The sequence below is a fragment of the Streptosporangium minutum genome (assembly GCF_002149035.1).
Taxonomy (GTDB): domain Bacteria; phylum Actinomycetota; class Actinomycetes; order Streptosporangiales; family Streptosporangiaceae; genus Streptosporangium; species Streptosporangium minutum.
In genome coordinates, this window is the sequence record NZ_NGFP01000129.1 from 1 (window position 1) to 26,150 (window position 26,150).

Genomic DNA, 26,150 nt, shown 5'->3' on the forward strand with positions numbered 1-26,150 from the left:
CGGCGACGCCCACCGCGGGAACATGATCCGCACCCGTGACGGCTTCCTGCTGTGCGACTGGGACGGGGTGTGCGCCGGGCCGCGGGAGATCGATCTGATCCCGACCCTGCAGGGGATCCGGCTCCGGCTTCCTCGACGTGGCGGCACCGGTCTTCTCCCCGCCCTGCCTGGCCGCCCTCGACGGCGCCCGCTCAGGGGAGGTGGCGCGGGCGAGACGGGCGAGACGGGCGGCGAGGAGGGCCGCGGTGGGGCGTTTCGCCGCCTCGCGGTGGAGAGCGGCGCGGATCAGGGGGAGCAGGGCCGCGGGGATGCCCGCGAGGTCGGCCTGGCCGTTGAGGATGGCGTACATCTGTGACTCGACCGTGCCCCGGCCGAAGGTGGGGCGGCCGGTCGCGGCGAAGGCCACCGTGGCCGCCCAGGCGTGCACGTCGGCGGGCTCGCCCACGGGCTCGTCCACGAACAGCTCGGGGGCGGCGTAGCTCGGGGTGCCGAGGAAGGTGCCGGTCAGGGTGAGCCGGGTGGCGTCCAGGACCTGGGCGATGCCGAAGTCGATCAGGACGGGCTCGTCCTCGGCGTTGACGAGCACGTTGGCGGGCTTGAGGTCGCGGTGGACGACCCCGGCCGCGTGGATGATCGACAGTGCGGCTGCCAGGCCCTGGGCCAGGGTGACCAGGCTGCTCCCCTTGAGCGGGCCGCCGCGCCGTACCCGATCGAGGAGGGTTTCTCCCTCGATGTGCTCCATGACCAGGTAGGGCCGCTCACAGGCGAGGTCGGCGTCGACGACACGGGCGACGTAGGGGCTCTCGACCCTGCGGAGAGCGCGGACCTCGCGCTCGAGTCGTATTCGGGCCTCCGAGTCGGCCTCGACGATCTCGTGGAGCATCTTGAGCGCGACGCTCTCGCCCCGGCGGTTGGTGGCGCGGTAGACCTCGCCCATGCCACCCCGGCCAAGGCGTTCCGCCAGCGTGTAGGGGCCGACGCGCCCGGGACGACCCACGTGACCTCCTGCATCGGCCACATGGGTCCAAGACCGCTGTGCCTATCGGGTCGCCCGCTTCCGCGCGCTTCCCTGCCCTCCAGCCATAGGAGACAACACCATAGCGGGCAGGTGTGACGAATGTCCGGAGGCGCGCCGTACCCGCTGGAAGATCAGCGCGGCGGGGGCTCGGTGCCCGGCGGCTCGGGACGGGAGCCGGGCGGCGGGGCCGGCGGTCCTGGCCGCTCCGTGGCCTGCGGGGCCGGCGGCCGCGGTCGCTCCCCCGTGGGCGGCACCGGCGGGGCCGCTGCCGGTGGCTGCTGCGGTGGCTGCGGCTGCTCCGTGACCGGCGGGGCCGGTGGCTGTTCGGTGGCCGGCGGGGCCGGTGGTTGCTGCGGCTGCTCCGTGGCCGGCGAGATCCGCCGCAGGGGCTCGGCCGCAATCGGCGGGACGTACGCCGGGATGTTCTCGCTCTCCCGGCGGCGATCCCTGCGGCGGCCGAAGATCAGGTGGTCCAGGCTGATCCGGCCCGCTCCCCCGGCGGCCAGCAGCAGCACGGCCGAGCCCAGGGCCCCCACCAGCTCGAACCCGCCCTCCGACACGAACACGCCCTTGCGCATGTGCGAGAAGATGAACGCGCCGAGCATGTCCACGGCGAGCAGGAGACCGACGAGCGGGGTCAGCAGGCCCAGGATGAGCAGGATTCCCCCACCGAACTCGACGGCTATGGAGAACGCCGCGGCCACGCGGGCCATGGGGACCCCCATCGAGGTGAACCCGGCGGTCGTGGCGTCGAGGCCCCCGTCGCTGAGCTTCTGCCAGCCGTGGGCGATGAAGATCACGCCGAGGACGATCCGCGCGATCAGCGCGGCCAGATCGTACAGGAGCCGTCTCATGGCTGGTGCGCACGCTCGACCAGCAGGCTGTCCAGCTCGGCCGTGGGCTCGGCCGACAGGTTCCGGCGGCCGGTGCGCCGCCAGTTCACATGTCCCCGGCGTTCCAGCCACAGCATCATCCGGTCAAGACCGAACAACACCAGGACGACAAACAGGAACGCGACTACGATTTCCATGAAGTCCAGTCAAACCTCAAGCAGTCGCGATTACATGGAGCGACACGCCACTACATTCAGTGACGAGAGGGGTGCTGGACCAGGTCGTCGGCGAAACACCGGAGCACCGTCCTCACCAACGTCCCCTGCCCCGGCAGCCGCCCTCGGACCGGGACCGCCATCGGATCACGGCCCCCCGGCGGCGGCTCCAGCGTGACGCCGGCCCGGTGGTCTCGCACGGGAATGCCTTCCCGCAGCCCGCGGGCGGGGTGCGGGGGCGTCGGAGACGCCCCCGCACCCGGGTGACCTTCCGGCCCGTCTCCTACCTGTCGCCGGCCGCGCACGAGGCGATGACCGTGCCCGCGCCGGTGCGCAGATGCCCCTCGCCGGTGTAGACCCACTTGGTGGAGGTCAGCTCGGACAGACCCATGGGACCGCGCGCGTGCAGCTTCTGGGTGGAGATGCCGATCTCCGCGCCGAAGCCGAACTCGCCGCCGTCGGTGAACCTGGTCGAGGCGTTGACCGCCACGGCCGCGGAGTCGACCAGCGCGACGAACCTGCGGGACGCGCTGACGGAGCGGGTGACGATCGCGTCGGTGTGGCCCGAGCCGTACTTCCTGATGTGCGCGACCGCCTCCTCCAGCGAGTCGACCACGGCGGCGGCGATGTCGAGCGAGAGGTACTCGGCGCCGAAGTCCTCCTCGCCGGCCGGCACCACGTCGCCGTAGGCCGCGATCCGGTCGTCGCCGTGCACCGTCACGCCCTCCGCGGCCAGCGCGGCCAGCGCGCGCGGCACGAAGGCGTCGGCCACGGCCGCGTGGACCAGGAACGTCTCCGCGGCGTTGCACACCGAGGGCCGCTGCGCCTTGGAGTTGACCAGGATCGCGATCGCCAGATCCTGGTCGGCTTCGGCGTCGATGTAGACGTGGCAGTTGCCCACGCCGGTCTCGATGACCGGGACCGTCGACTCCTCCACCACCGAGTTGATCAGCGAGGCCCCGCCGCGCGGGATCAGCACGTCCACCAGGCCGCGGGCCCGCATGAGCTCCTTGACCGACTCGCGGGTCAGGCCGGGGACCAGTTGCACGGCTCCCGCGGGGACCTCGGTGCCCGCCAGCGCGTCCTGCATGATCCTGACGAGGACCGTGTTCGACTCGTAGGCGCTGGAGGAGCCGCGCAGCAGGGTGGCGTTGCCGCTCTTCAGGCAGAGCGCCGCGGCGTCGACGGTCACGTTGGGACGGCCCTCGTAGATGATGCCGATCACGCCGAGCGGCACCCGGAGCTGACGCAGCTCCAGCCCGTTGGGCAGCGTGTTGCCCCGGATCACCTCACCCACCGGGTCGGGCAGGTCGGCGACCTGGCGGACCGCCTCCGCGACGGCCTCGACACGGGCCACGTCGAGCCGGAGCCGGTCGATCATGTATTCGGAGAGGCCGCCCTCCCGGGCCCTCTCCACGTCGAGCGCATTGGCCGCGACGATCTCGGCGGCCCGGGACACCAGCGCGTCGGCGATCACGCGGAGCGCGGCGTCCTTCGGCGCCCGCGGCAGCGGGGCCAGCTCGGCGGCGGCCTCTTTAGCCGCCAGGGCTACCTTCAGGAAGTCCTCGGACATCTCGCGCTCCCATGGAACTAGTGGTGGGACTCCAGTATGACGATGTCGTCGCGGTGGATCAGCTCGCGTTCATATTCCGGACCGAGGCTGGTGGCCAGCTCGCGGGTGGAACGGCCGAGCAGTCCGGGGATCTCCACCGCGTCGAAGTTGACCAGCCCCCGGGCGACCACCCGGCCCAGCGGCCCGCACAGGTCCACCGGGTCGCCGGCGGCGAACTCCCCCTCCACGGCGGTGACCCCGGCGGGCAGCAGCGACTTGCGCCGGCCCACCACAGCCTCGACCGCACCCGGATCCAGGTGGAGCCGGCCTCGGCCGGTGGTGGCGTGGGCCAGCCAGAGCAGGCGGGTGCCGGGGTGGCGGCCGTCCGGATGGAAGCAGGTGCCGATGTCGACGCCCGCGAGGGCCTGTGCGGCGTGCGCGGCGGCGGTCAGGACCACGGGCACGCCGGCTCCGGTGGCGATCCTGGCCGCCTGCACCTTGGTGACCATCCCGCCGGTGCCGACCGCGCCGCCCTTGCCGAGCTCGACCCCCACCAGGTCCTCCGGGCCGCGCACGTCGCCGAGCCTTCGGGCGCCGGGACGGCGGGGATCGCCGTCGTAGAGGGCGTCCACGTCGGACAGGAGCACCAGCGCGTCGGCACGGGTCAGGTGCGCCACCAGGGCGGCGAGCCGGTCGTTGTCACCGAAGCGGATCTCGTCGGTGGCCACGGTGTCGTTCTCGTTGACCACCGGGACGATGCCCAGCTCCAGCAGCCGGCCCAGTGTGCGCTGGGCGTTGACGTGGTGCGAGCGGCGCATCATGTCGTCGGCGGTCAGCAGCACCTGGCCGACGCGCAGGCCGTACCGGGCGAAGGAGGAGGTGTATCGGGCGACCAGCACCCCCTGGCCGACCGAGGCGGCGGCCTGCTGGGTGGCGAGGTCACGCGGCCGGCTGGACAGGCCCAGCGGGCCGAGTCCGGCCGCGATCGCGCCGGAGGAGACCAGCACGATCTGCGTGCCGGTCCCGCGCCGGGCGGCGAGCACGTCGACCAGGGCGTCCACCCGGTCGACGTCGATCATCCCCTGCGCGGTGGTGAGCGAGGACGAACCCACCTTCACGACCAGGCGTGAGGCCGTACGGATCCGATCGCGCACAGAGTCCACGACACGCACCTTTCGCGGGAGCCAGGATTTCGCAGGGGCTTGCAGGAGAGAGCAGGTTATCCGAGCCGGTTGTCCGAGCCGCGCGGCCCCTGGTGTACGGCCTCTGCGTTGAGCGTCGGCTGCCAGTCGAAGATGTAGCCGTTCTCCATGGACCCGATGATCACCTCGGCCCCCGCCGTGGCCCCGGCCTTGGTGAGCTCCTCCTCGACACCGAGCCGCTCCAGCCGGTCGGCCAGGTAGCCGACGGCCTCGTCGTTGGTGAAGTCGGTCTGGCGGATCCACCGCTCCGGCTTGACCCCGGTGACCTGGAAGGTGTTGTCGTCCACCCTGCGCACGGTGAAGCCGGTGTCGCCGAGCTGCTTGGGCTTGATGACCAGGCGGGTCGGCTCGACCACGGGCGCGGCGGCCCGGGCGGCGGCGACCATCTCACCCATGGCGTAGGTCAGCTCCTTGAGGCCCTGGTGGGTGGCCGCGGAGATCGAGAAGACCCGCAGGCCCCGCTCCTCCAGCATCGGCCGGACGATCTCGGCCAGCTCGCGCGCATCGGGCACGTCGGCCTTGTTGAGCACCGCCAGACGGGGACGGTCCTCCAGCTTGCCGTACGCCTTCAGCTCGGCCTCGATGGCCTCGTAGTCGCTGATCGGGTCGCGGCCGGGCTCCATGGTGGCGCAGTCGATCACGTGGACGAGCGTGTTGCACCGCTCGACGTGGCGCAGGAACTCGTGACCCAGCCCCTTGCCCTCCGACGCGCCCGGGATGAGGCCGGGCACGTCGGCGACGGTGAAGATGGTGTCGCCCGCGGTCACCACGCCGAGGTTGGGCACCAGGGTGGTGAACGGGTAGTCGGCGATCTTCGGCCGGGCCGCGGAGAGGGCGGCGATGAGAGAGGACTTGCCCGCGCTCGGGAAGCCCACCAGCGCCACGTCCGCGACGCTCTTCATCTCCAGCATCACGTCGAGCTCGTCGCCGGGCTCGCCGAGCAGCGCGAAGCCGGGGGCCTTGCGCTTGGCCGAGGCCAGGGCCGCGTTGCCGAGCCCGCCGTGGCCGCCTTCGGCGAGTACGTAGCGGGTGCCGGCGCCGACCAGGTCGATCAGGACCTCACCGCTGACGGCGTCCTTGACCACGGTGCCGTCGGGCACCGCGAGGATGATGTCGCCGCCGTTGGCGCCGTCACGGTTGGCGCCCGAGCCCTGCCTGCCGTTGTCGGCCTTGCGGTGCGGACGGCGGTGGTACTCCAGCAGCGTGGCGGTGTTGGGGTCGACCTCCAGGATCACGTCGCCGCCGCGGCCGCCGTTGCCGCCGTCGGGGCCGCCCAGCGGCTTGAACTTCTCCCGATGCACAGAGGCGCAGCCATGTCCCCCGTCACCGGCCTTGATGTGCAGGACCACCTGGTCCACAAAGTCCGGCATGTCTGCCCTCCTACCCCCATCTGCGGGAATACCCGCTTACAACACCAACAGGGGTGGACCGCTGTATGCGATCCACCCCTGCCGTTGACGTCTGTCGGTGCGGATCTACTCCGCGACCGGGACGATGCTCACCGCGCGGCGACCGCGCTTGACACCGAACTGCACGTGGCCGGCGGCCAGCGCGAACAGCGTGTCATCGCCACCGCGGCCGACGTTGTCGCCGGGGTGGAAGTGGGTGCCACGCTGGCGGACGATGATCTCACCGGCGTTGACCAGCTGGCCGCCGAAGCGCTTCACGCCAAGCCGCTGTGCGTTGGAGTCACGCCCGTTCCGAGTGGACGACGCGCCCTTCTTGTGTGCCATCTCGCAAAACTCCCGAAACTCAGGCCTGGTCGATGCCGGTGATCTTCACCTGCGTGTAACGCTGGCGGTGACCCTGGCGCTTCTTGTAGCCGGACTTGTTCTTGTACTTCAGGATCCGGATCTTCGGACCCTTGGTCTCACCGAGAATCTCGGCGGCAACCGTGAACTTGCCCGCCTCGGTGGTCACGTCGCCATCGTTGACGACGAGCACCGTCGGCAGCGAAACCGTGGAACCGACCTCGCCGGCGACCTTGTCCACCTCGAGGACGTCACCGACGGAGACCTTCTGCTGCCTGCCGCCGCAACGAACGATCGCGTACACCGCGGAACCCTTCTTCTGACTACTTGCTCGCTGGATGCTGCGCCCCGCATCCGGCTATGGTCACTGATTTGACCGACGAACCAGGTAGGCGCGCGAACAGGGCGCGCCATGAGCGCACCGGTTCACCAGGGTACCGGATTACCGGTGTCCTGAGCGAACCGGGCGGAACGTCGGAGTTGCCGGCCTGACGGCCGACATGGCCTTACGTGGTTGCCGGCCTAATCGGCCGACTTGGCCTTGCGGGAGCGTCGCCGCCCCCGGCCGGAAGCCTGTATGCCCTGAGCGTCCTCTGCCGGGACGTCATCAAGCGCATCGGTCACCGTATCACGGCCGGACTGCGCACCGGCCGCGACAGCGTGGCCGGCGTCCTTGCCGAGCTTGTCCGCGACGGCCTTCTCCACGGCCATCTTGCCCTGGGTCCCGCGCGGCTCGGGCTTGCTCTCGACCGGCTCAGTCGAGACGTGCAGACCACGGCCGTTGCAGCACTCGCAGACGGTGGAGAAGGCCTCCAGGAGGCCCTGGCCGACCCGCTTGCGGGTCATCTGCACCAGACCGAGGGAGGTGACCTCCGCGACCTGGTGCTTGGTCCGGTCGCGGGCCAGGCACTCCAGCAGCCGCCGCAGCACCAGGTCCCGGTTGTTCTCCAGCACCATGTCGATGAAGTCGATGACGATGATGCCGCCGATGTCCCGCAGCCTGAGCTGGCGGACGATCTCCTCGGCCGCCTCCAGGTTGTTGCGGGTGACGGTCTCCTCAAGGTTGCCGCCCTGGCCGGTGAACTTGCCGGTGTTGACGTCGACCACGGTCATGGCCTCGGTCCGGTCGATCACCAGCGAGCCTCCGCTGGGCAGCCAGACCTTGCGCTCCATGGCCTTGGCGATCTGCTCGTCGATCCGGTAGGCGGCGAAGACGTCGGCGCCGTCCTCCCACCGGGAGAGCCGGTCGGCCAGGTGCGGTGCGACGTAGCGGACGTATTCGTCAACCGTCTCCCACACGTCGTCGCCCGCCACGACCAGCGAGGTGAAGTCCTCGTTGAAGACGTCGCGGACCACCCGGACGGTCAGGTCCGGCTCGGAGGACAGCAGCTCCGGCGCGCTGGCCGACTTGGCCTTGCGCTGGATGTTCTCCCACTGGGCCGAAAGCCTGGCCACGTCACGGCCGAGCTCCTCCTCCGACGCGCCCTCGGCGGCCGTGCGGACGATGACCCCGGCGTTCTCCGGCATCACCTTCTTCAGGATGCTCTTGAGGCGGGTGCGCTCCTTGTCGGGGAGCTTGCGGCTGATGCCGGTCATCGAGCCGTCGGGCACGTAGACCAGGTAACGGCCGGGAAGGCTGATCTGCGAGGTGAGCCGCGCGCCCTTGTGCCCCATCGGGTCCTTGGTGACCTGAACCAGCACCGACTGGCCGGACTTCAGCGCCACCTCGATCCGCTTGGGCTGACCCTCCAGCCCCGCGGTGTCGAAGTTGACCTCACCGGCGTACAGCACCGCGTTGCGGCCCTTGCCGATGTCGACGAACGCCGCCTCCATGCTCGGCAGGACGTTCTGCACCTTGCCGAGGTAGACGTTGCCCACGTAGGACTGGCTCGCCTCGCGGTTGACGTAGTGCTCGACGAGGACGCCGTCCTCCATCACCGCGATCTGGGTCCGGCCGCCGGTACGGCGGACCACCATCACGCGCTCGACGGACTCCCGGCGGGCCAGGAACTCCGACTCGGTGATGATCGGCGGACGCCTCCGGCCGAGCTCGCGCCCCTCACGGCGGCGCTGCTTCTTGGCCTCCAGGCGGGTCGAACCGCGCACGCTCTGCACCTCGTCCACCGAGGTGCTGCGCCCGGCGCGGGGCGCGCGGATGCGCACCACGGTGTTCGGCGGGTCGTCCTGGACCTCGCCGCCCTCCTCGGTGCCCCTGCGGCGACGGCGGCGGCGACGCCGCGAGCTGCCGCCCTCGTCCTCGTCCTGCTCGGCCTCGGACGCCGTCGCGTCCTCGGACTGGTCGGAGTCGTCGTCCTCGGACTCGTCCAGCTCGCGGGTCTTGCCCCGGCCGCGGCCGCCCCTGCGGCGGCGGCGGCGCCGGCCACCGGCCTCGTCGTCACCCTCGGCGTCGTCGTCCTCGGGCTCCTCGGAGGTCTCGGCCTCGACCTCGGCGGGCTCCGGCTCGGGCTGCTGCACCGGGGCGGGCTGCTGCTGCGCCGGGGCGGTGCGGGCCGCGGGCTGCTCGGCCCGGTGCGGGTCGGGAGCCTGGAACAGCGGCTGGAACACCGCGGCGGGAGCCTGGAAGGTCACCGAGGGGACCTCGGCACGCTCCTGGGCGGCCAGCCCGAACGGGTCGACGAACAGCCCCGGCCGTTCCTCGACGACGTCCTCACCGGCGGGCTCGTCGTCCAGCGCCTCGTCGGCGGGCATCGCGAGCAGCAGCGCCGCCGCGACCTCCTCGGCCTCGGCCGTGCTGATGTCGGCGATCTCGGCCTCGACCGGCTCCGGCTCGGCCGGCACGTCCTGCTGGACGGCCTTCCTGCGGGTACGGCTGCGCTTGACCGGCGCGGGGGCCTCCTCCGCCACCGGCTCGGGAGCGGTCTCCACGACCGGCGCGGGAGCCTCCTCGGGGGCGGCCTCGGCGACCGGCTCGGGATCCGCCTTCTTGGCGCGGCTGCGCCGGGCGGGCGTCGTGGAGGCCGTCGTGGCCGCCTTGCGCCGGGTGGCGCGCTTGGGCGCCGGCTCCTGAGCCGTCTCGGGCTCGGGTCCGTCGGTCACCGCGGGCGCCTCGGGCTCCGCGGTCACCACTGTGGCCTCGGGCTCCGTCGCCACCGGCGCGGAGGGCTGTTCCACGGCCGCCACCACCTGCGGGGCGGGCTCCGGGTCCTCCGGCGGCGGCCCGGCGGGCCGGCTGGCGGCTCGCCGACGGCGCGTCGGCTCTGTCTTCTCCGTCATGTCCCCGCCAGGGCCATTGGCCCCGACATCGGGCTCGTTGTCGAGCATGCGGGCGCTCTCCCGTCAGCTCCCGGGCGCGTCTCCGCGCCGCGCGGGAGCTCTCGTCTCTCGCTGTACGCCGGGCCTGAGCCCGGCGCCAAGTCCTATAGGTCGCCGCCGACGTACTGGCCCACCGGTTCCGTTTCGCCGCCGCGCGTACTGTCGCGGTCCAGGTCGAACGGATCGGCGGGCTTACCGGTGCGCACGTCCAGCGGGCCCTGCGCCAGCCTGGTCACCTCGGGGGGTACCGGCGGCGCGAAGTCAGCCACAAGACGCAATCCAGTAAGAACGTCGTCGGGTCGAACGGCAGGAGTTGCGTGCCGTACAACCATGCGAAGTATGACACATGGCTGACTGGACGCCTGACCTGCTGTTGTCTCAGTTCCCTCAATAACCTCAAGGCTCAGCACCGCCTCTCGCGCGTCGAAGCGGCGCGGCCCCTTTTTGGTGAGGCGCTCCACTTCGACTCGCTCGGTGGTGACGAACCGCTCGACCGCCACCCTGGCGAGGGCGGGGTCGGCCTCCGGCAGCCGGATCTCCCACGCCGAGCACTCCAGCCGGTCGGCCAGGCTTCCGGCGCCCGCCTCGACGACGTCGAGCACGTCGAGACCGTGTGGGAGGGAGGTGTCCAACGCGGCACGGAACCGGTCGGGATCACACTCTCGCGTCACGCCGATCTCGAGGTATTCGGCCTCGCTGGCGACTCCGGTGGGTGCGGCCGCGCCCACGTAGGAGATCCTGGGGTGGGGTGAGAAGCCCGCGCTGAACGCCACCGGCACGTCGGCGCGCCGGACCGCGCGTTCCACGGCCCGGGAGATGTCACGGTGGCTGGTGAAACGCAGGCGGCCGCGCTTGGCGTAGCGAACACGCAGACGCTGCGCCACGGGCGCGGGCGGAGGCCCATCGGGAGCGGGTTTCAGGGTGGTGTCGTCCTTCCCAAGTCGTGGTCGTCGGTTCAGGATAGGCCGTGCTCACGCACGGCCTATCTCAGACAACCGTCAGCGGCAGCAGCTTCTTCCCCGTGGGCCCGATCTGGATCTCGGTGCCCATGGTGGGGCAGACGCCGCAGTCGTAGCACGGCGTCCAGCGGCAGTCCTCGACCTCGACGTCGTTGACGGCGTCCTGCCAGTCCTGCCAGAGCCACTCGCGGTCGAGGCCGGCGTCGAGGTGGTCCCAGGGCAGGACCTCGTTCTCCTCGCGCTCGCGCGTGGTGTACCAGTCGACGTCGACGCCGGTCTCGGCCGCCGCCTCCATCCAGCGCTGGTAGGAGAAGTGCTCGCTCCAGCCGTCGAACCGGCCGCCGCCCTCCCACACCGCACGGATGACCTTGCCCACCCGGCGGTCGCCCCTGGAGAGCATGCCCTCCACGATCGAGGGCTTGCCGTCGTGATAGCGCAGGCCGATGGCCCGGCCGTAGTCCCTGTCGCCGCGCAGGGCGTCCTTCAACGCCTTGAGCCTGCGGTCCACGGTCTCGTGGTCGGCCTGGGCCGCCCACTGGAACGGGGTGTGCGGCTTGGGCACGAACCCGCCGATGGAGACCGTGCAGCGGACGTCACGCGACCCGGTGGCCTCGCGGCCCGCCTTGATGACCTTCTTGGCCAGGTCGGCGATCCCGAGGACGTCGGCGTCCTCCTCGGTGGGCAGACCGCACATGAAGTAGAGCTTCACCTGCCGCCAGCCCTGGGTGTAGGCGGTGGTGACGGTCCGGATGAGGTCTTCCTCGGTGACCATCTTGTTGATCACCTTGCGCATCCGCTCTGAGCCGCCCTCCGGGGCGAACGTCAGACCCGACCGGCGGCCGTTGCGGGAGAACTCGTTGGCCAGGTCGATGTTGAAGGCGTCGACCCGGGTCGAGGGCAGCGACAGCGAGGTGTTGGTGCCCTCGTAGCGGTCGGCCAGGCCCTTGGCGACCTCGCCGATCTCGGAGTGGTCGGCCGACGAGAGCGACAGCAGGCCGACCTCGTTGAACCCGGACGCCTTGACGCCCGCCTCGACCATGTCGCCGATCGTGGTGATCGAGCGCTCCCGGACCGGCCTGGTGATCATCCCGGCCTGGCAGAACCGGCAGCCGCGGGTGCAGCCGCGGAAGATCTCCACGCTGAACCGCTCGTGCACGGTCTCGGCCAGCGGGACCAGCGGCTTCTTCGGGTAGGGCCACTCGTCCAGATCCATGACGGTGTGCTTGTGGACCCGCCACGGCACGCCCGACCGGTTGGGCGCGACGCGCTGGATCCGGCCGTCGGCGTGGTAGGCGACGTCGTAGAACTTGGGCACGTAGACCCCGCCGGACTCGGCCAGCCGCATCAGCAGCTCGTCGCGCCCGCCGGGCGAGCCCTCGGCCTTCCACTCGCGGATGACCTCGGTGATCGCGATGGCGATCTGCTCCCCGTCGCCCAGGACCGCGGCGTCGAGGAAGTCGGCGACCGGCTCGGGGTTGAAGGCGGCGTGACCGCCCGCGAGGACGATCGGATCGTCGTCACCGCGGTCCGCGGCCTCCAGCGGGATACCGGCCAGGTCCAGCGCGGTGAGCATGTTGGTGTAGCCGAGCTCCGTCGAGAACGACAGCCCGAACACATCGAACGCCCGCACCGGCCGGTGAGCGTCGACCGTGAACTGGGGAACGCCCTCGGAGCGCATGAGCGCCTCAAGGTCGGGCCAGACCGCGTAGGTCCGCTCGGCCAGCGTCTCGGGCATCTCGTTGAGGATCTCGTAGAGGATCTGCACGCCCTGGTTGGGCAGGCCCACCTCGTAGGCGTCCGGGTACATCAGAGCCCAGCGCACCGTGGTCTCGTCCCAGTCCTTGACGGTCGAGTTGAGCTCACCTCCGACATACTGGATCGGCTTCTGCACCTTGGGCAGAAGCGCTTCCAGACGGGGAAACAACGACTCGACAGACATGCAGTCAAGCCTATCCGCCTAGAACGGGTGCCACAGGCGGTCGTCCCCCGCTCTCAGCGAGTCGATCCGGTGCCGCAGCTCGTCGTGGGCCCTGCGATCACGGTGGGCGTTGCGCAGCACGGCGGTGAGGGTCTGCAGCTCACGCATGTCCCGCAGCACCGGATAGCCCTCCCACCGCGTCGCGTCGTAGCCGTAGGCCTCGCTGAAATTGGACCGCTGCCGCTCGGTCAGCCCGAACCGGATCCCCTGCAGGGTCGGGATCAGATCGATCTCCCGCGGCCCGGCGCACACCCCGTCCCAGTCGCACAGCAGGAAGCCGTCACGGGTGCGGATCATGTTCCCGCGGTGGGCGTCGCCGTGGGCGAGCCCGTACGGCAGAGCGAACTCCAGCCTCTCGTAGTAGGTCTCGGCGAGCCTGTCACAGCGTTCGAGCAGCCAGCCGCGGTCGTCCTCGCCGAGCGCGCGACCGGCCAGGATCGCCCGGCGCACCGCGCCGAAGGGGTCGTGGGTCGGCAGCTCGAACGGCACGGGCGGCAGGGCGTGCAGCCGGCGCAGCAGCGGTCCCAGCTGCGCCGGATCGGGCGGCGGCCCGATGTGCTCCTCGTGGTGCCAGAAGGTCGCCAGGAATCCCTCCGCGACGACCGGCTGCCTGACGTCCAGCGGCCGGATGGTGGGGAACCCCTGCTCCGCCAGCCAGCGCGTGACCCGGACCGAGGTCACCAGCCGGTCGAACCTGCCCGGCGTGGTCGCCTGCGCCAGCCGTACCACCACCTGCTCGGCGGGCAGGTGGTAGACGGTGTTGGCGAAGTCGCGCAGCAGTGTGAACCCGGCGCTGTCCAGCCCGGTCTCCCGGCAGGCATGGCCGAGCGCCTCGGCCGCCCGGGTGAGCAGCGGGCTTCCGGCGGCAATCGTCATCGTCCGCTCCTGTCTGAGATCGCCTGCCGGGCGTGCTGGGGCAGGCCCACGGCGCGGAACCCCTCGATCTGCCTGGCCATGTGGGCTCCCCCGGGTCTGGAGGAGAGCAGGGCGCGGCCCGTGTCGAGGGTCGTGCCCAGACTGCCGATGCGCCGGTCGGGCGGGAGCTCCAGGATCGGCGCCATGGCGCCCTCCGCTCCCGTGGCGTCGCCCTCCATGAGGTGGGCGATCGCCAGGTGGGCGCGGGCCATGGACTCGCAGCCGTAGGAGCGGTTCTCCGGATCTCCGGAGGCGTACAGGGACAGCGACTCGCCCGCCGACTCGATGGCCGCCGCCGAGGACCCGAGGTGCAGGTGGGTGACAGCCGCGTAGTAGTGCTCCTTGGCCGGGCGGAACGCGAACTCCCCGGCGATCTCGTCGTGCAGCTCGTCGGCTCCGGCCGACCGGACGCCGGCCGCCCGGCGGAGCGCCTCCGCGGCTTCCCCGCCACGGCCCAGCAGCGCGTACGAGCGGGCCCGCAGCATGTGCAGCCGGGTGGCGCCGGAACCCACGTTTACGGAGGTCAGCCCCTCCTCCGCGTATTCGGCCGCGTCGCTGTAGCGCCGGTCCCACAGCGCCACCGAGGCCTGCATGCCTCGCGCCCACCCCATCAGCGCCGCGTGCCCCGCCACCTTGCCGTAGGTCCACGCGGCACGGGCGAGGGTGTCGGCGGGGATCCGGCGGTCCATGTCCATGCTGACGTTGGCCATCAGCCCGCACAGCGCGCCGGTCAGGAAGTAGAGCTCCCTGGCCTGGCCGGGATGGATGCGCTTGTCCAGCGCCCTGCGGGTCCGTTCCTGCAGTTCCCTCATCTCCACGAAGAGCGGCAGCGGGGCCTCCGTGACATAGCGTTTGCCGACCCAGATCACCTGGGTGCGCAACCGCTCCAGCGCGCCCGAGCCCAGCTCGCTCGCCTCGGCCTCCTCGGCGTGCGCGCCCGCCTCGTCGGCCGCCACCGTGATCATGTCCAGGACCGGAGGCGCGGACCGTAGGTCTTCGGGGGTGTAGTCGTGGGCGAATCCGAGCTGCACGGGCCCGGTCTCGTACAGCCGGCACAGCAGGTCGGTGTAGTCCCGATCGGGCCGTGCCCCCGCCTCCCACTCCCGCCAGGAGCGCTCGGTCAGCCCGCGCCGCTTGACGCCCTGCCTGTCGCACAGGGCGTGGAAGTGCTCGATGGCCTCTTCCACGGTCCATCCGTGCGCGAGCCTGCGGCATTTGAACCTGGTCTGCTGCGGGCAGCAGGCATGGATCTCGTCGACCATCCGCTGGATGACCGCCGCGGACGGCGGAGCGGACAGGGAGGCCAGCGTCCGGTTACGGATGATCGTCGCGCAGGCCAGCGCGGCGCGGTCTCCGCCCCGTGTGCTCTGGGTCATCGGCTCTCCCCGCCGTTCTCCGGAGGGACCGCCGCCACACCGGCGCTCCGGCCGGCCGGAGACGCGTCCGGGAGCCGGCCGCCGGTCCGGGAGGGCGCGCCCCTCATGAACCGCTACCGCCGAAGGGCCCGACCGTCCCGCCGTTGCGGAGCTGAGCCTGGAAGAGCTGCCCGCACAGGCTGCCCGGGGTCTCGGCGAACCAGACCGCCGGCGGGCTGCCCGCCGACACCGCGGCCCAGCGGCCCTTGCTGAAGACGATCCGATAGTCGGGGAAGGCGGTACGCAGCAGTTCCAGTGCACGTTGCCGCTCGGCGAGCTCCGATGTCACGACCCCTCCGTCATCGCGAGTTCTGTCGTCGTTCCCAGAATGTTCGCTTGACTCCCGAGACGCCAGTGAGAATCCGGCGTCACCGACATGCGAGCGGCTCTCATGTCGGCCGGCCTAGAAGGACTGTTCGCGTATGTGGATGGCCTGGAGCAATCCGATGGCGATCATATTGGCGAAGGTCGCAGTGCCGCCATAGGAGACGAACGGCAGGGGAAGGCCGGTGATCGGCATGATCCCGATCGTCATGCCGATGTTGACGAACGACTGGAAGGCCAGCCAGCACACGATCACCCCGGCCGTCAGCGTGCCGAACCGGTCGTCGCACTGCCGCGCGATCCGCATCCCGCGCAGCAGGATCACACCGAGCAGTGCCACCACCGTGACCGAGCCGAGGAAGCCGAACTCCTCCCCCGCCACGGTGAAGATGAAGTCGGTGTGCTGCTCGGGCACGAAGCGCCCGGTGGTCTGGCCGCCGTCGAACAGCCCCTTGCCGAACAGCTCCCCGGACCCGATGGCGATCAGCGACTGGGTGCTGTTGTAGCCGACGCCGCGCGGGTCGCTGGCGGGGTTGAGGAAGGCGGTGAACCGGGCGATCTGGTACGGCTCCAGCACGTCGAGGAACCACACGGCCACGGCCCCGCCGACCACGAGGAGGACCAGGCCGCCGATCCAGCGTTTGCGGACCCCGGCGACGACGAGCGCGGCGGCCGTGATCACCCCGAGGACCATCGTGGTGCCCAGGTCGGGCTGGAGCATCACCAGGCCCATGGTGAAGGCGCCCACCACCAGCGCTATCCCGACGTCCAGGCCGCGCGGCCGGTCGGTGCCCGCGGCGGGCTGGGCCATCAGCATGGCGAGCATCAGCACCAGTCCGAGCTTGGCGAACTCCGACGGCTGGAAGGCGAACCCCCCGCCCACCATGATCCACGAGTGGGCTCCGTTCACGGTGGAGCCGAGAGGCGTGATCACCAGGAACAGCCCGAGCAGGGACAGGCCGTACACCAGGGGCGCGTAGGCCCGCAGCCTCCGGTGGTCCACCATCGCCGCCACGCCGGTCAGCACGGTCCCGATGCAGAGGTTGAGGATGTGCTTCTTGACCAGGCCGGTGGACCCGGGCGCCCAGGTCCTGGTGGACGACCAGACCAGCATGGTGCCGATCACCGCCAGCGCCGCGACGGCGACCAGCAGCACCCCGTCCATCCGGTGCACCGCCGAGGACGCCGTCGCCGCCCTGCGGGCGAAGGACCCGCTCCGTGGCGAGGCCGTCGCGCGGGTCACCGCGCCACCGCCGCCGCGCCGGACAGGCGGCTGCCCCACGCCGTCGTCATGCGGATCATCGAGCCACCGTGCCGTCCCGTTTGATCATCGGCGGCTCGGAGGCGGGGCGGTGAGCCGGCAGCGCCGCCGGGGCCTTGCCCCCGGTGGGCGTGAAGCCGTAGATGCCCTCATAGATCTTCCGGGCGGCCGGAGCCGCGGTCTGGGCGCCCATCCCCCCCTGGGAGACCATGACGACGACCACGAACCGGGGCTTGTCGGTGGGCGCGAACGAGGCGAACCAGGAGGTGTCCGCCTTGCCGTAGACCTCCGCGGTGCCGGTCTTGCCGCCGATCTTCACCTTGTCCATGGGGAACCCCACGAAGGCCCCGGCGGCCGTGCCGTCGGAGGCGACCTCGCTCAGCGCCCCCTTGATGTAGGCCCGTTCCTTGGCGGAGATCGGCAGCTTGCGCACCACCGGCGTCTTGATCTCCTTGACCATGGTGCCGTCCGGCCGCACCAGCGCCCAGCCGAGCCGGGGGCTGCGCAGCCTGCCGTCGCCGACCAGCGCCGCGTAGGCCGCCGCGAGCTGCAACGGGGTCACCAGGACGTCGCCCTGGCCGATGGAGAAGTTCGCCGCGTCACCCGGCCGCCACTGGTAACCCTCCAGGCAGTTCTCGTACGCCAGCCGCTTGAGGAAGGCGGCCCGGCTGGGATCGCTCTTGGCCACTTCCGGATAGCCGGTCTTGGCACGTTTGCAGTTGTCGGCCTTGGTCGCCGACCACAGGTCCTTCTTCCAGTGCCGGTCGGGGATCCGCCCGGCCGACTCGCCCGGCAGGTCGACGCCCGTGGGACGGCCGAACCCGAAGGCGCGCGCCATGTTCGCCATCGGCTCCTTGGTCTTCGCCTTCGGCTTCAGCCCGCCGTCGCGCAGCCACTGCTCGTAGGCGGCCTTGTAGAAGATCGTGTCGCAGGACTTCACCAGCGCCGTGTGCAGGGTGAGCGTGCCGAGCCCGATCCCCCGGAAGTTGTTGAACGGCCTGCTGCCCACCATGAAGGAGCCCGGGCAGTCGTACTGGCCGTTCAGCGGATAGCCGTCTTTGAGCATCGCCGCCACCGACGACACCTTGAACGTCGAGCCCGGCGCGAACTCCCCCTTGATGGCCCGCGACACCAGCGGCTTGCCGGTCTTGCCGGAGAGCAGACGCTGGTACGCCACCTCGGAGATGCCGCCGGTCCAGATCGCCGGGTTGTAGGTCGGCGCGCTGGCCAGCGCGATCACCCGGCTGGTCCGCGCGTCGAGCACCACCGCCGCCGCGCCGTCGGCCGTGGGGGCGGACTTCATCGCCTCGGCCAAGGCCTTCTCCGTCACGGCCTGCACCTTGGCGTCGATGCTGGTGATGAGCGTGTCCCCGGGCGTCGGCGGCACCTGCCGCTCCACCCCGATCACCTTGCCGAGCCGGTCCACCTGCATCCGCCGGATCCCGGGCACCCCGCGCAGCGCGCTGTCGTACACCGACTCCAGACCGTCACGGCCCACCAGGTCCACCCCGGAGAAGACCGCCTTGGACCCGGCGCGCCTGTCCATCTCGGCCTGGGTGATCGGCTGCAGGTAACCGAGCGCCTGCGCGCCCGCGCTGCTGCCCGGATACTCCCGCACCGCCTGCACCTCGGCGGTGACCCCGGGAAACTCCTCCTGCCGCTCCAGGATCTGCAGGGCCTCACGGGTGGTGACGTTGTCGTCGATCGGAATCGGCTGGTACGGCGAGCCGGGCCAGCAGGGCCGGGGGACCCCGGGACCGCACGCCCTGATGCGCTCGCGCAGGTCCGCGGGCCGGCGGTCCAGCACCGTGGCCAGCCGCTGGAGCACCCCTCTGCCGTTGCCCTCCATCCGGTTCAGGCTCGTCCGGTCCACCGAGACCACGAGCCTGGTCCGGTTGCGCACCAGCGGCCGTCCCGCCGCGTCGAGGATCTGCCCGCGCACCGCGGGCACGACCACGTCGCGGGTGCGCGTCTGGGTCGCGGCCACCACGAACTCGTCGCCGCGCACCACCTGCACCTGCCAGAGCCGTACGGCGAGCAGCGCCAGCAACGACACCACCAGCACCTGCAACACGACCAGCCGGCCCCGCATCCGGATCATGTCCGCTCCTCGCCTGACGGCGCGCCCGGACGTGATCCGTGGATCCCGTGTCCGGCGGGCCGCCGGCTCATGTCCGCCCCCGCGCCAGATACCCCGCCGGTTGGATGGTCCGCACCCGGGGCCCCCGGACGACTCTCGTCACCGCCCACACCACCGGCGGCGCGGCCAGCAGGTTGTACAGGACCGCCTGGGGCAGCGCCGCCGTGAGCATGGACCGGCTGATCCGATCGTCGCCGAGCAGCGCGCCGACCCCCACGGCGACCAGCGGACCGGCGACCGCACAGGCCAGTGTCGTGAGCTGCCCGGCGTCCGGACAGCTCTCCGCCACCCGCCCGGCCATGAACCCGATCAGGCACAGCACCAGCGCGTGCTGCCCGAGCACGTGCGCGGCGGGCGGCAGCACGTCGCTGGCCAGCCCGGCACAGAAACCCGCGACCGCGCCGGCGGCGGCCCCGCGGACCAGCGCGTAGCCCACCACGGCGAGCAGCACCAGGTCGGGCGCACCCGCCCCCGGCAGCGGCAGCCGGTTCACGACCGTCACCTGGAAGACCATGACCAGCAGGAACACACCCACCGAGAGCACGTCACGACCGCCCACCGTCAGATCCCCTTCCGCTCCGCGCCGGGCCCGCGCAACGCTTCGGGCTTCGGCGAAGGACCGGGCTTGCGCGGCGCGGCGGGCCGCACCGCGTCACGCGGGTCGCGCCGCGGCGACTGCACCACCACGCCGACCACGTCCAGCGCGGTGAGGTCGGCGTACGGCCGCGCGTAGGCGATCCGGGTCAGCTCCCCCGGCGTGGCCTCCACCCGCTCCACCACCCCGATCGGCACCCCCGCCACGTACGGCACGCCACGCTGGGAGCCGAAGCTCACGATCCGGCGACCCGGAACGATCTGCGCGGTCGAGTCGAGCAGCCGGAAACGGACCAGGCGGCCGTTCTCCCCGACCCCGTGCACCACCCCGATCTCGTTGCTCCCCTCCAGCCGCGCCCCGGCCGCCGATGCGGGATCGCTGAGCAGCACCACGGTCGAGGTGGACGTCCCCACCTGGACGACCCGGCCCACCAGGCCGTCGCCGTTCAGCACGGTCATCTCCGAGCGCACCCCGTCGGCACTGCCCACGTCGAGTTCCACGGCCTCCTCGAACCCGGGCGTGCCGCGCCGGGCGATCACCTGAGCGGGAACGATCCTGTATCCGGCGGTCCCGGCGACCCCCAGCAGCCGGCGCAGCTCGGCGGAGTGCCGCCGGTCCAGGCTCTGGGCCACCAGGTCGCGCCTGAGCCGCTGGTTCTCCGCGCTCAGCGCGTCGATGCGACGCTGCGCGTCGGGCGCGCCCACCATCGTCTCGAAGAACTGGCCGACCGGACGGATGACGTCGGCCCCCGCGTTCTCGGCGGTGCCGAACAGAGTCGTGCCTACCCCGCGGAGAGGGCCGAAGGGAGACTCGTCCCCTGCCCGGTGGTCCACGGTCATGACCACCAGCGCCGCGGCCAGCAGCAGTCCTAGGCTCATCCGTGCCCGGCGCGTGTCTTTCATCAGTGCCGCGGCTCCGGGACCAGGACCTGCTGCAAGGCGTCGAAGTCCTCGACGCACTTGCCCGAGCCGAGCGCGACGGAGTCGAGGGCGTTGTCCACCAGGTGGATCGGCATGCCCGTCTCGTCCTTGAGCCGCTCGTCCAGGCCCTTGAGGAGCGCGCCGCCGCCGGTCAGCGCGATCCCCCGGTCCATCAGATCGCCGGAGAGTTCCGGCGGGCACTTGTCCAGGGTGGTCTTGACGGCGTCCACGATCGCGTTCACCGGCTCCTCGGTGGCCTTGCGGATCTCATGGGCCGACACGATGATCGTCTTGGGCAGACCGCTGACCAGGTCGCGACCTCGGATCTCGGCATGTCCCTCCTCGGGGAGCACGCACGCGGAACCGATCGCCATCTTGATCTCCTCGGCGGTCCGCTCGCCGAGCATGAGCGAATATTCCTTCTTCCCGAAGCTGATGATCGCCTGGTCCAGCTCGTCGCCGCCCACCCGGATCGACTGGCTGGTCACCACACCGCCCATCGAGATGATCGCCACCTCGGTGGTCCCGCCGCCGACGTCGACCACCATGTTGCCGGTCGGCTCGTGCACGGGGAGCCCGGCGCCGATCGCGGCCGCCATCGGCTCCTCGATGATGTAGACCTGACGCGCTCCCGCCTGGTAGCCGGCCTCCTTGACCGCCCGCTGCTCGACTCCGGTGATCCCGCTCGGCACCGCGATGATGATGCGAGGCTTGGCGAAATGGCGGCGCTTGTGCACCCGCTGGATGAAGTAGCGGAGCATACGCTCGGTGACGTCGAAGTCGGCGATGACGCCGTCCTTGAGCGGCCTGATCGCCACGATGTTGCCAGGGGTCCGGCCGATCATGCGCTTGGCCTCGATGCCGATGGCGACGATCTTCCCTGTGGTCGTGTTGATCGCGACGACGGAGGGTTCGTTGAGCACGATGCCGCGTCCCCGGACGTAGACGAGTGTGTTGGCGGTGCCGAGGTCGACTGCCATGTCGCGGCCGAGAAAAGAAAGCTTGCTGCTCATGGGGAAGGCGGCCCTCCTCCCGTGGGATCGTCGGCGAAAACTACAGAACGCACTCGAATCGTAACGTGACGTACCCACCCCAGAGCGCAATGGGCCCGCCAGTTCCAGGAAAATCTTAAGACGCGTCAAATACGTCGAGCCTCGTCAACCCCAGGGGGATGACGAGGCTCGACGGCACCGGACGTGGAGAATGCCTAGAAGCGGTCCGGGAAGAAGATCTTGATCTCGCGGGCGGCGGACTCGGGCGAGTCGGAGCCGTGGACCACGTTCTCACCGATCTCCAGGGCGTGGTCGCCACGGATGGTGCCGGGGGCGGACTTGACCGGGTCGGTCAGGCCGGCGAGGGCACGGAAGGCCTCGATGGCCCGGGGGCCCTCAAGCACCAGGGCGACCAGCGGGCCGGAGGTGATGAACTCGACCAGCTCGCCGAAGAAGGGCCGCTCGGAGTGCTCCGCGTAGTGCGCCTTGGCGGTGTCGACGTCCAGGGTGCGCAGCTCCAGCGCCACGACCTTCAGGCCCTTGCGCTCGACCCGGGCGATCACGTCGCCGATGAGACCGCGCGCGACACCGTCGGGCTTGATCAGGACAAGAGTGCGCTCGGACACTGAAGTTCTCCTTTGAACAGGAAGGATTGACTCGCGGACTGCGATGAACGCGCGAAGTTTACCGCCCTTGGCCCGTTTCCCAGTGTTCGGCGACGTCACGTGCGGGCAGGCCCGTCTCCCGGCGCGTCCTCTGGAGACGGTGTGGGCGGCGGCACCACCGGCAGTGTGCCGGTCTTGTCGGGCCGCGGTTCCGGCCGCGGCTCGGCGCCCGGCTCGGTTCCGTCCCGGCCGGGTCTGTCGCCTTCCCCCCGGGCCTCCGGCTCCGCCCGCACCGCGGGATCCGGCCAGGAGGGCCGCGGCCCGGTCAGCGGCTCCAGCTCGGGGGCGGGTCCGGGGACCATCACCGGTCCGGTGACGCGCCCGGCGGACAGTCCCTCGGCGGGTGACTGCCCGCCTGGAGGCAGGGGGTCCTCAGCCGCGGTGTCCGCCGTGACGGATGCAGGCGCCGGGGAACGGCGTGCCAGGACGGAGCAGAGCACGATCACCACGACCACCAGGCCGCCGGCGATCAGAGCCCACAGATGGAGGGCGCCGACGAACCCGTCGACCAGTGCCTGTGAGGTCGCGGCGTCCTTCAGGCTCATGAACTGGACCCCGCTGCCCAGCAGGAAGCCGGAGAGCACCGCGGGGAAGAAGAGCGACAGTGCGAAGAGCGCCGCGCCAAGGCCGGACGAGCGCAGCGCGGAGGTGAGTGCCACGGCGGCGCCGACCCCGAGCAGCACCAGCGGGATGATCGGCGCGGGGCCGCCGGGGGAGGGAAGGAGCAACCGGACCGCGCACAGCCCGGCCACCACGAGCACCAGGCCGCCCGCGCCGGCGAGGGACACGGCGCCGTCGCCCAGCCGGCTCACCAGTGCCGCGGCGACGACGCCCGCGACCCCGGCGATCACGAAGGCTGGCCAGAGCCCGGACAGGCCCGGCCCCCCCAGCCCGCCCAGCTCCACATAGGTGACCTGGGCTGCGGTGGGCAGGACGACGACGCCCACCGCCAGCATCGTGTAAGCGGGCACCCGGCCGCCGGCGCCGCCCAGGGTTCGCAGGGAGGCGAGCCCGAACAGCACGAGGATGGACAGCAGCGCCGCGCCGACCAGCAGATCCGGCGGCCAGTCGAAGGTGCTGCCCAGCGCCAGGGCGGCGATGCCCGCGGCGGGCACCACCGCCACCGGCAGGCGTCCGCGCTCGGCGGCGTCCGTCCCACCGCCGGCCGGGGCGCTCTCCCCCCTCTTCATCCAGAGCACCAGATAGACGGCCGCCAGCGCGAGCGCGACGCCCGTGAGCATCGGGTACGGCTGTAGCGTGACCCTCCAGGACCTCACCTGGTCAAGGGGCCACAGGGCGAGTGCCTGCGCGGCCAGGAGGCTCACCGCGAGCATGCCTCCCCACACCGCCCGCAGGAGCGGCGACCGCTCCCGGACCGCCGCCAGGGTCGCGGGCACCAGCAGGCCGGCGCCGATCCCGTGCAGGACCCGCAGGACCCCCACCAGCAGAGTGGAGTCCGCGTAACCCCCGGCCGCGTCCGCCACCGCGAGCAGGGTCAGGCCGGCCACCAGGAGCGGAGCCGCCCGCACCCGGCGCACGGCGACGGCGGCCAGCGGCACGGTCAGCACCATCGCGGGCAGCGCCAGCCCGTGCGCCCGCACCATCGCTATCTGCGAGATCTCGGGCGGGAGCAGGGCGGCCACCACCGAGACGGTGTTGGGGATGGCGACGATCGCCAGCGGAAGAACCACCGCGACGAGCAGTCCGAGGACGACGTCGAGCACTGCGGAGACGCCGAGCGGGCGCGCCACGCCCTTGGGCCCGGCGGTCACCGCCCGAGTCGGTTGAGTGGGAGGGACGGCCATGTTGGCCGACTTTAGCGGGAAGTCACGCCCTCGACACGGCGAGCGACGAATATCGCCGTGATCCACAGCGCGGCGAAGATCGCTCCCAGGAGGAACATGGTCGGGACCAGGAAGCCCGCGGCGATGGCGAGCACCTGGATCACGCTTCCCATGATGTACGCGAAGGGCCGCTTCAACATGCCTGCGACCAGGACACACAGGACCGCCAGACCGATCCCGACGGTCACCGCGACGGTCGGCTCGATGTTCTGGGTGTTGATCGCCACGGGCGTGAACAGCCCGATGACGATCGCCTCCATGCCCAGCACGCTGGCACAGAGCCGTCGCATGCCCGGAGTGACTGTGATCATCTCTCGCCTTCCCGCCGTCGCCCCGCTCACGTGGCCTCTCCCGCCTTGAGAAGAAGCCGCGCGTCACCGGCGGTGACCACGGACCCGGTGATCAGCACTCCGGCCCCGCTGAACTCTCCCAGGGCGTCGACCATCCCGATCGCCCGGTCGATGGCGCTGTCCAGCCGCTCGACCTGGTGGACCCGGTCCAGCCCGAAGATCTCCTCGGCGAGCGCGGCGAGATCGTCCACGTCCATGGACCTGGGCGAGGAGTTCCGGGTCACCACGATCTCGTCCACCATCGGCTCCAGGAGTTCCAGGATGCCCTGGACGTCCTTGTCCTCGAACACCGCCACCACGGCGATGAGCTTGGCGAAGTCGAACGACTCCTGGACGGCCTCCAGGGTCGCCTGGATCCCGCCCGGGTTGTGCGCGGCGTCCACCAGCACCGTGGGGCCCCGCCGTACGACCTCGAGCCTGCCCGGCGAGGTCACCTGCAGGAACGCCTGCCGTACCAGCTCGGGGTCGAGGGGGTCGTCCCCGACGGTCAGCGCCTCGACCGCGGCCAGCGCGCAGGCGGCGTTGCTCGCCTGATGGGCGCCGTAGAGAGGGAGCAGGACCTCATCGTAGGTCCCCTTGAGGCTCTGGAGCCGGAGCAGCTGCCCGCCGATCGCCAGCTCCCTGCCGAGCACGCCGAACTCCAGCCCCTCACGTGCCACGGTGGCGCCCATCTCGGCGGCCCTGCGCATCAGCACCTCGGCCGCGGGAAGCTCCTGCTGGGCGAGCACGGCCGTCGCCCCGGGCTTGATGATGCCGGCCTTCTCCCCCGCGATCGTCGCGATGTCGGGGCCGAGATAGTCGACGTGGTCAAGGGAGATGGGGGTGATGACGGCCACGGCGCCGTCGGCGACGTTGGTGGCGTCGAAACTGCCGCCCATGCCGGTCTCGATCACCGCGACGTCGACGGGGGCGTCGGCGAAGGCCGCGAAGGCCATCGCGGTCAGGGTCTCGAAGAAGGACAGGCGACGGCCCTGGGCGTCGATCATCTGGAGGTAGGGCGCGATGTCCTCGTAGACCTCGACGAAGCGTTCCTCGCTCAGCGGGGCGCCGTCCACGGAGATCCGCTCACGCATGGAGATCAGATGCGGGCTGGTGAAACGGCCCACCCGCAGGTTCCGCTCGCGCAGGATGGTCTCGATCATGCGGGTCGTGCTCGACTTGCCGTTGGTCCCGGCGACGTGCACGACGGGGTATGAGTGCTGCGGGGAACCGAGCACGTCCATGAGCGCGGCGATCCTGTCGAGGGTGGGCTCGAAGTTCCACTCGACGCCGCGTTCCATGATTGCCAGTTCAACCGCTCGATAGTCCACGCCTCAAGCCTACTGACATCGCGGCCGGACCCCTCACTGGCCCGGAAAACAGAAAAGGCCACCCCGAAGGGTGGCCTTCTCCTGTGAAAGATTGTCCGGCGGCGACCTACTCTCCCACACCGTCCCCGGTGCAGTACCATCGGCGCTGAAGAGCTTAACTTCCGGGTTCGGAATGTAACCGGGTGTTTCCCCTTCGCCATAACCGCCGTAACACTGTGAAACTGTCAAACACACACGGTGCTTGCTGTTTCAGAATCGCATAGTGGACGCGGGCAAGAACCTTGGTTTCGCGCTGCTCCGGACCCGGCGAAGGGACAGAGCGCTGCAGAAACCAAGCTTATGCTTTGTGGTCAAGTCCTCGGCCTATTAGTACCGGTCAGCTCCACACATTACTGTGCTTCCACCTCCGGCCTATCAACCCAATCGTCTATTGGGGGCCTTACCCACTCACGTGGTGGGAGACCTCATCTCAAGGCGAGCTTCCCGCTTAGATGCTTTCAGCGGTTATCCCTTCCGAACGTAGCCAACCAGCCGTGCTCCTGGCGGAACAACTGGCACACCAGAGGTTCGTCCGTCCCGGTCCTCTCGTACTAGGGACAGCTCCTTTCAAGTCTCCTGCGCGCGCAGCGGATAGGGAC

23 protein-coding genes and 2 rRNA genes are annotated in these 26,150 nt (G+C 70.9%); all 25 read right to left on the reverse strand.

Annotated elements, in window-relative coordinates:
• On the reverse strand, positions 1 to 997 hold a 997-nt coding region (locus CA984_RS25565), incomplete at its 3' end, for a serine/threonine-protein kinase (protein WP_242676159.1).
• A 152-nt stretch (positions 998 to 1,149) separates the two neighbouring features.
• Positions 1,150 to 1,872, reverse strand: coding sequence for a DoxX family protein (locus CA984_RS48820; RefSeq protein ID WP_108724620.1), 723 nt, complete (start codon positions 1,870 to 1,872; stop codon positions 1,150 to 1,152).
• Positions 1,869 to 2,048 (reverse strand): hypothetical protein, encoded by a 180-nt coding sequence (locus CA984_RS25575; protein WP_086576095.1) that lies wholly within the window; start codon positions 2,046 to 2,048, stop codon positions 1,869 to 1,871. The genes CA984_RS48820 and CA984_RS25575 overlap by 4 nt, the downstream gene beginning before the upstream one ends.
• Before the next feature lie 301 nt (positions 2,049 to 2,349).
• Complete coding sequence (locus CA984_RS25580) at positions 2,350 to 3,639, reverse strand: glutamate-5-semialdehyde dehydrogenase (protein WP_086576096.1); 1,290 nt, start codon at positions 3,637 to 3,639, stop codon at positions 2,350 to 2,352.
• A gap of 17 nt (positions 3,640 to 3,656) precedes the next feature.
• Positions 3,657 to 4,781, reverse strand: coding sequence for a glutamate 5-kinase (gene proB, locus CA984_RS25585; protein ID WP_086576097.1), 1,125 nt, complete (start codon positions 4,779 to 4,781; stop codon positions 3,657 to 3,659).
• A 56-nt stretch (positions 4,782 to 4,837) separates the two neighbouring features.
• Positions 4,838 to 6,190: a GTPase ObgE gene (gene obgE / locus CA984_RS25590; protein WP_086576098.1), complete on the reverse strand. Its 1,353-nt coding sequence runs from the start codon at positions 6,188 to 6,190 to the stop codon at positions 4,838 to 4,840.
• A gap of 105 nt (positions 6,191 to 6,295) precedes the next feature.
• A complete protein-coding gene (rpmA, locus tag CA984_RS25595) occupies positions 6,296 to 6,553 on the reverse strand; it encodes a 50S ribosomal protein L27 (protein ID WP_012893687.1) in 258 nt (85 codons plus the stop codon).
• A gap of 19 nt (positions 6,554 to 6,572) precedes the next feature.
• Complete coding sequence (rplU, locus tag CA984_RS25600) at positions 6,573 to 6,875, reverse strand: 50S ribosomal protein L21 (protein WP_030924785.1); 303 nt, start codon at positions 6,873 to 6,875, stop codon at positions 6,573 to 6,575.
• 218 nt (positions 6,876 to 7,093) lie between these two features.
• Positions 7,094 to 9,853, reverse strand: a complete 2,760-nt coding sequence (locus CA984_RS25605; RefSeq protein ID WP_086576099.1) for an Rne/Rng family ribonuclease — start codon at positions 9,851 to 9,853, stop codon at positions 7,094 to 7,096.
• Between the two features lie 95 nt (positions 9,854 to 9,948).
• Positions 9,949 to 10,728 (reverse strand): TIGR03936 family radical SAM-associated protein, encoded by a 780-nt coding sequence (locus tag CA984_RS25610; RefSeq protein WP_086576100.1) that lies wholly within the window; start codon positions 10,726 to 10,728, stop codon positions 9,949 to 9,951.
• A gap of 103 nt (positions 10,729 to 10,831) precedes the next feature.
• Positions 10,832 to 12,742 (reverse strand): TIGR03960 family B12-binding radical SAM protein, encoded by a 1,911-nt coding sequence (locus CA984_RS25615; RefSeq protein WP_086576101.1) that lies wholly within the window; start codon positions 12,740 to 12,742, stop codon positions 10,832 to 10,834.
• Between the two features lie 18 nt (positions 12,743 to 12,760).
• Positions 12,761 to 13,657 (reverse strand): aminoglycoside phosphotransferase family protein, encoded by an 897-nt coding sequence (locus CA984_RS46430; RefSeq protein ID WP_165781403.1) that lies wholly within the window; start codon positions 13,655 to 13,657, stop codon positions 12,761 to 12,763.
• Positions 13,654 to 15,072, reverse strand: a complete 1,419-nt coding sequence (locus CA984_RS46435) for a hypothetical protein (protein ID WP_165781404.1) — start codon at positions 15,070 to 15,072, stop codon at positions 13,654 to 13,656. Before CA984_RS46435 ends, CA984_RS46430 begins: the two co-directional genes overlap by 4 nt.
• 103 nt (positions 15,073 to 15,175) lie before the next feature.
• Positions 15,176 to 15,400: a hypothetical protein gene (locus CA984_RS25625; RefSeq protein WP_086576102.1), complete on the reverse strand. Its 225-nt coding sequence runs from the start codon at positions 15,398 to 15,400 to the stop codon at positions 15,176 to 15,178.
• Between the two features lie 114 nt (positions 15,401 to 15,514).
• Complete coding sequence (gene rodA, locus CA984_RS25630; protein WP_086576110.1) at positions 15,515 to 16,678, reverse strand: rod shape-determining protein RodA; 1,164 nt, start codon at positions 16,676 to 16,678, stop codon at positions 15,515 to 15,517.
• Between the two features lie 55 nt (positions 16,679 to 16,733).
• Complete coding sequence (gene mrdA / locus CA984_RS25635; protein ID WP_086576103.1) at positions 16,734 to 18,797, reverse strand: penicillin-binding protein 2; 2,064 nt, start codon at positions 18,795 to 18,797, stop codon at positions 16,734 to 16,736.
• Positions 18,798 to 18,864: 67 nt separating this feature from the next.
• On the reverse strand, positions 18,865 to 19,395 hold the full coding sequence (gene mreD, locus CA984_RS25640) for a rod shape-determining protein MreD (protein ID WP_086576104.1): 531 nt from the start codon (positions 19,393 to 19,395) through the stop codon (positions 18,865 to 18,867).
• A gap of 2 nt (positions 19,396 to 19,397) precedes the next feature.
• Positions 19,398 to 20,333, reverse strand: a complete 936-nt coding sequence (mreC, locus tag CA984_RS25645) for a rod shape-determining protein MreC (RefSeq protein ID WP_086576105.1) — start codon at positions 20,331 to 20,333, stop codon at positions 19,398 to 19,400.
• Entirely contained in the window at positions 20,333 to 21,364 is a 1,032-nt protein-coding gene (locus tag CA984_RS25650) for a rod shape-determining protein (protein ID WP_086576106.1), read from the reverse strand. Before CA984_RS25650 ends, mreC begins: the two co-directional genes overlap by 1 nt.
• 194 nt (positions 21,365 to 21,558) lie before the next feature.
• Positions 21,559 to 21,969: a nucleoside-diphosphate kinase gene (ndk, locus tag CA984_RS25655; RefSeq protein WP_012893700.1), complete on the reverse strand. Its 411-nt coding sequence runs from the start codon at positions 21,967 to 21,969 to the stop codon at positions 21,559 to 21,561.
• A 95-nt stretch (positions 21,970 to 22,064) separates the two neighbouring features.
• Positions 22,065 to 23,780 carry a hypothetical protein gene (locus CA984_RS25660; protein ID WP_086576107.1) on the reverse strand — a complete coding sequence of 572 codons (1,716 nt, stop codon included), beginning with the start codon at positions 23,778 to 23,780 and terminating at the stop codon, positions 22,065 to 22,067.
• A gap of 44 nt (positions 23,781 to 23,824) precedes the next feature.
• A complete protein-coding gene (locus tag CA984_RS25665) occupies positions 23,825 to 24,163 on the reverse strand; it encodes a DUF4233 domain-containing protein (protein WP_031165402.1) in 339 nt (112 codons plus the stop codon).
• 26 nt (positions 24,164 to 24,189) lie between these two features.
• Complete coding sequence (locus tag CA984_RS25670) at positions 24,190 to 25,482, reverse strand: bifunctional folylpolyglutamate synthase/dihydrofolate synthase (protein WP_086576108.1); 1,293 nt, start codon at positions 25,480 to 25,482, stop codon at positions 24,190 to 24,192.
• Between the two features lie 123 nt (positions 25,483 to 25,605).
• Positions 25,606 to 25,722, reverse strand: a 5S ribosomal RNA gene (rrf, locus tag CA984_RS25675).
• Between the two features lie 136 nt (positions 25,723 to 25,858).
• Positions 25,859 to 26,150 (reverse strand): 23S ribosomal RNA (locus CA984_RS25680); the annotation flags it as partial.

Coding starts and splice junctions, on each gene's coding strand:
- CA984_RS46430 (WP_165781403.1), bottom strand. CDS start 13,657: ATGACGATTGCCGCCGGAAGCCCGCTGCTCACCCGGGCGGCCGAGGCG.
- CA984_RS25665 (WP_031165402.1), bottom strand. CDS start 24,163: ATGATCACAGTCACTCCGGGCATGCGACGGCTCTGTGCCAGCGTGCTG.
- mreC (WP_086576105.1), bottom strand. CDS start 20,333: ATGAAAGACACGCGCCGGGCACGGATGAGCCTAGGACTGCTGCTGGCC.
- CA984_RS48820 (WP_108724620.1), bottom strand. CDS start 1,872: ATGAGACGGCTCCTGTACGATCTGGCCGCGCTGATCGCGCGGATCGTC.
- rpmA (WP_012893687.1), bottom strand. CDS start 6,553: ATGGCACACAAGAAGGGCGCGTCGTCCACTCGGAACGGGCGTGACTCC.
- CA984_RS25580 (WP_086576096.1), bottom strand. CDS start 3,639: ATGTCCGAGGACTTCCTGAAGGTAGCCCTGGCGGCTAAAGAGGCCGCC.
- CA984_RS25650 (WP_086576106.1), bottom strand. CDS start 21,364: ATGAGCAGCAAGCTTTCTTTTCTCGGCCGCGACATGGCAGTCGACCTC.
- CA984_RS25670 (WP_086576108.1), bottom strand. CDS start 25,482: ATGGAACGCGGCGTCGAGTGGAACTTCGAGCCCACCCTCGACAGGATC.
- CA984_RS25615 (WP_086576101.1), bottom strand. CDS start 12,742: ATGTCTGTCGAGTCGTTGTTTCCCCGTCTGGAAGCGCTTCTGCCCAAG.
- CA984_RS25605 (WP_086576099.1), bottom strand. CDS start 9,853: ATGCTCGACAACGAGCCCGATGTCGGGGCCAATGGCCCTGGCGGGGAC.
- obgE (WP_086576098.1), bottom strand. CDS start 6,190: ATGCCGGACTTTGTGGACCAGGTGGTCCTGCACATCAAGGCCGGTGAC.
- mrdA (WP_086576103.1), bottom strand. CDS start 18,797: ATGATCCGGATGCGGGGCCGGCTGGTCGTGTTGCAGGTGCTGGTGGTG.
- CA984_RS25575 (WP_086576095.1), bottom strand. CDS start 2,048: ATGGAAATCGTAGTCGCGTTCCTGTTTGTCGTCCTGGTGTTGTTCGGT.
- CA984_RS46435 (WP_165781404.1), bottom strand. CDS start 15,072: ATGACCCAGAGCACACGGGGCGGAGACCGCGCCGCGCTGGCCTGCGCG.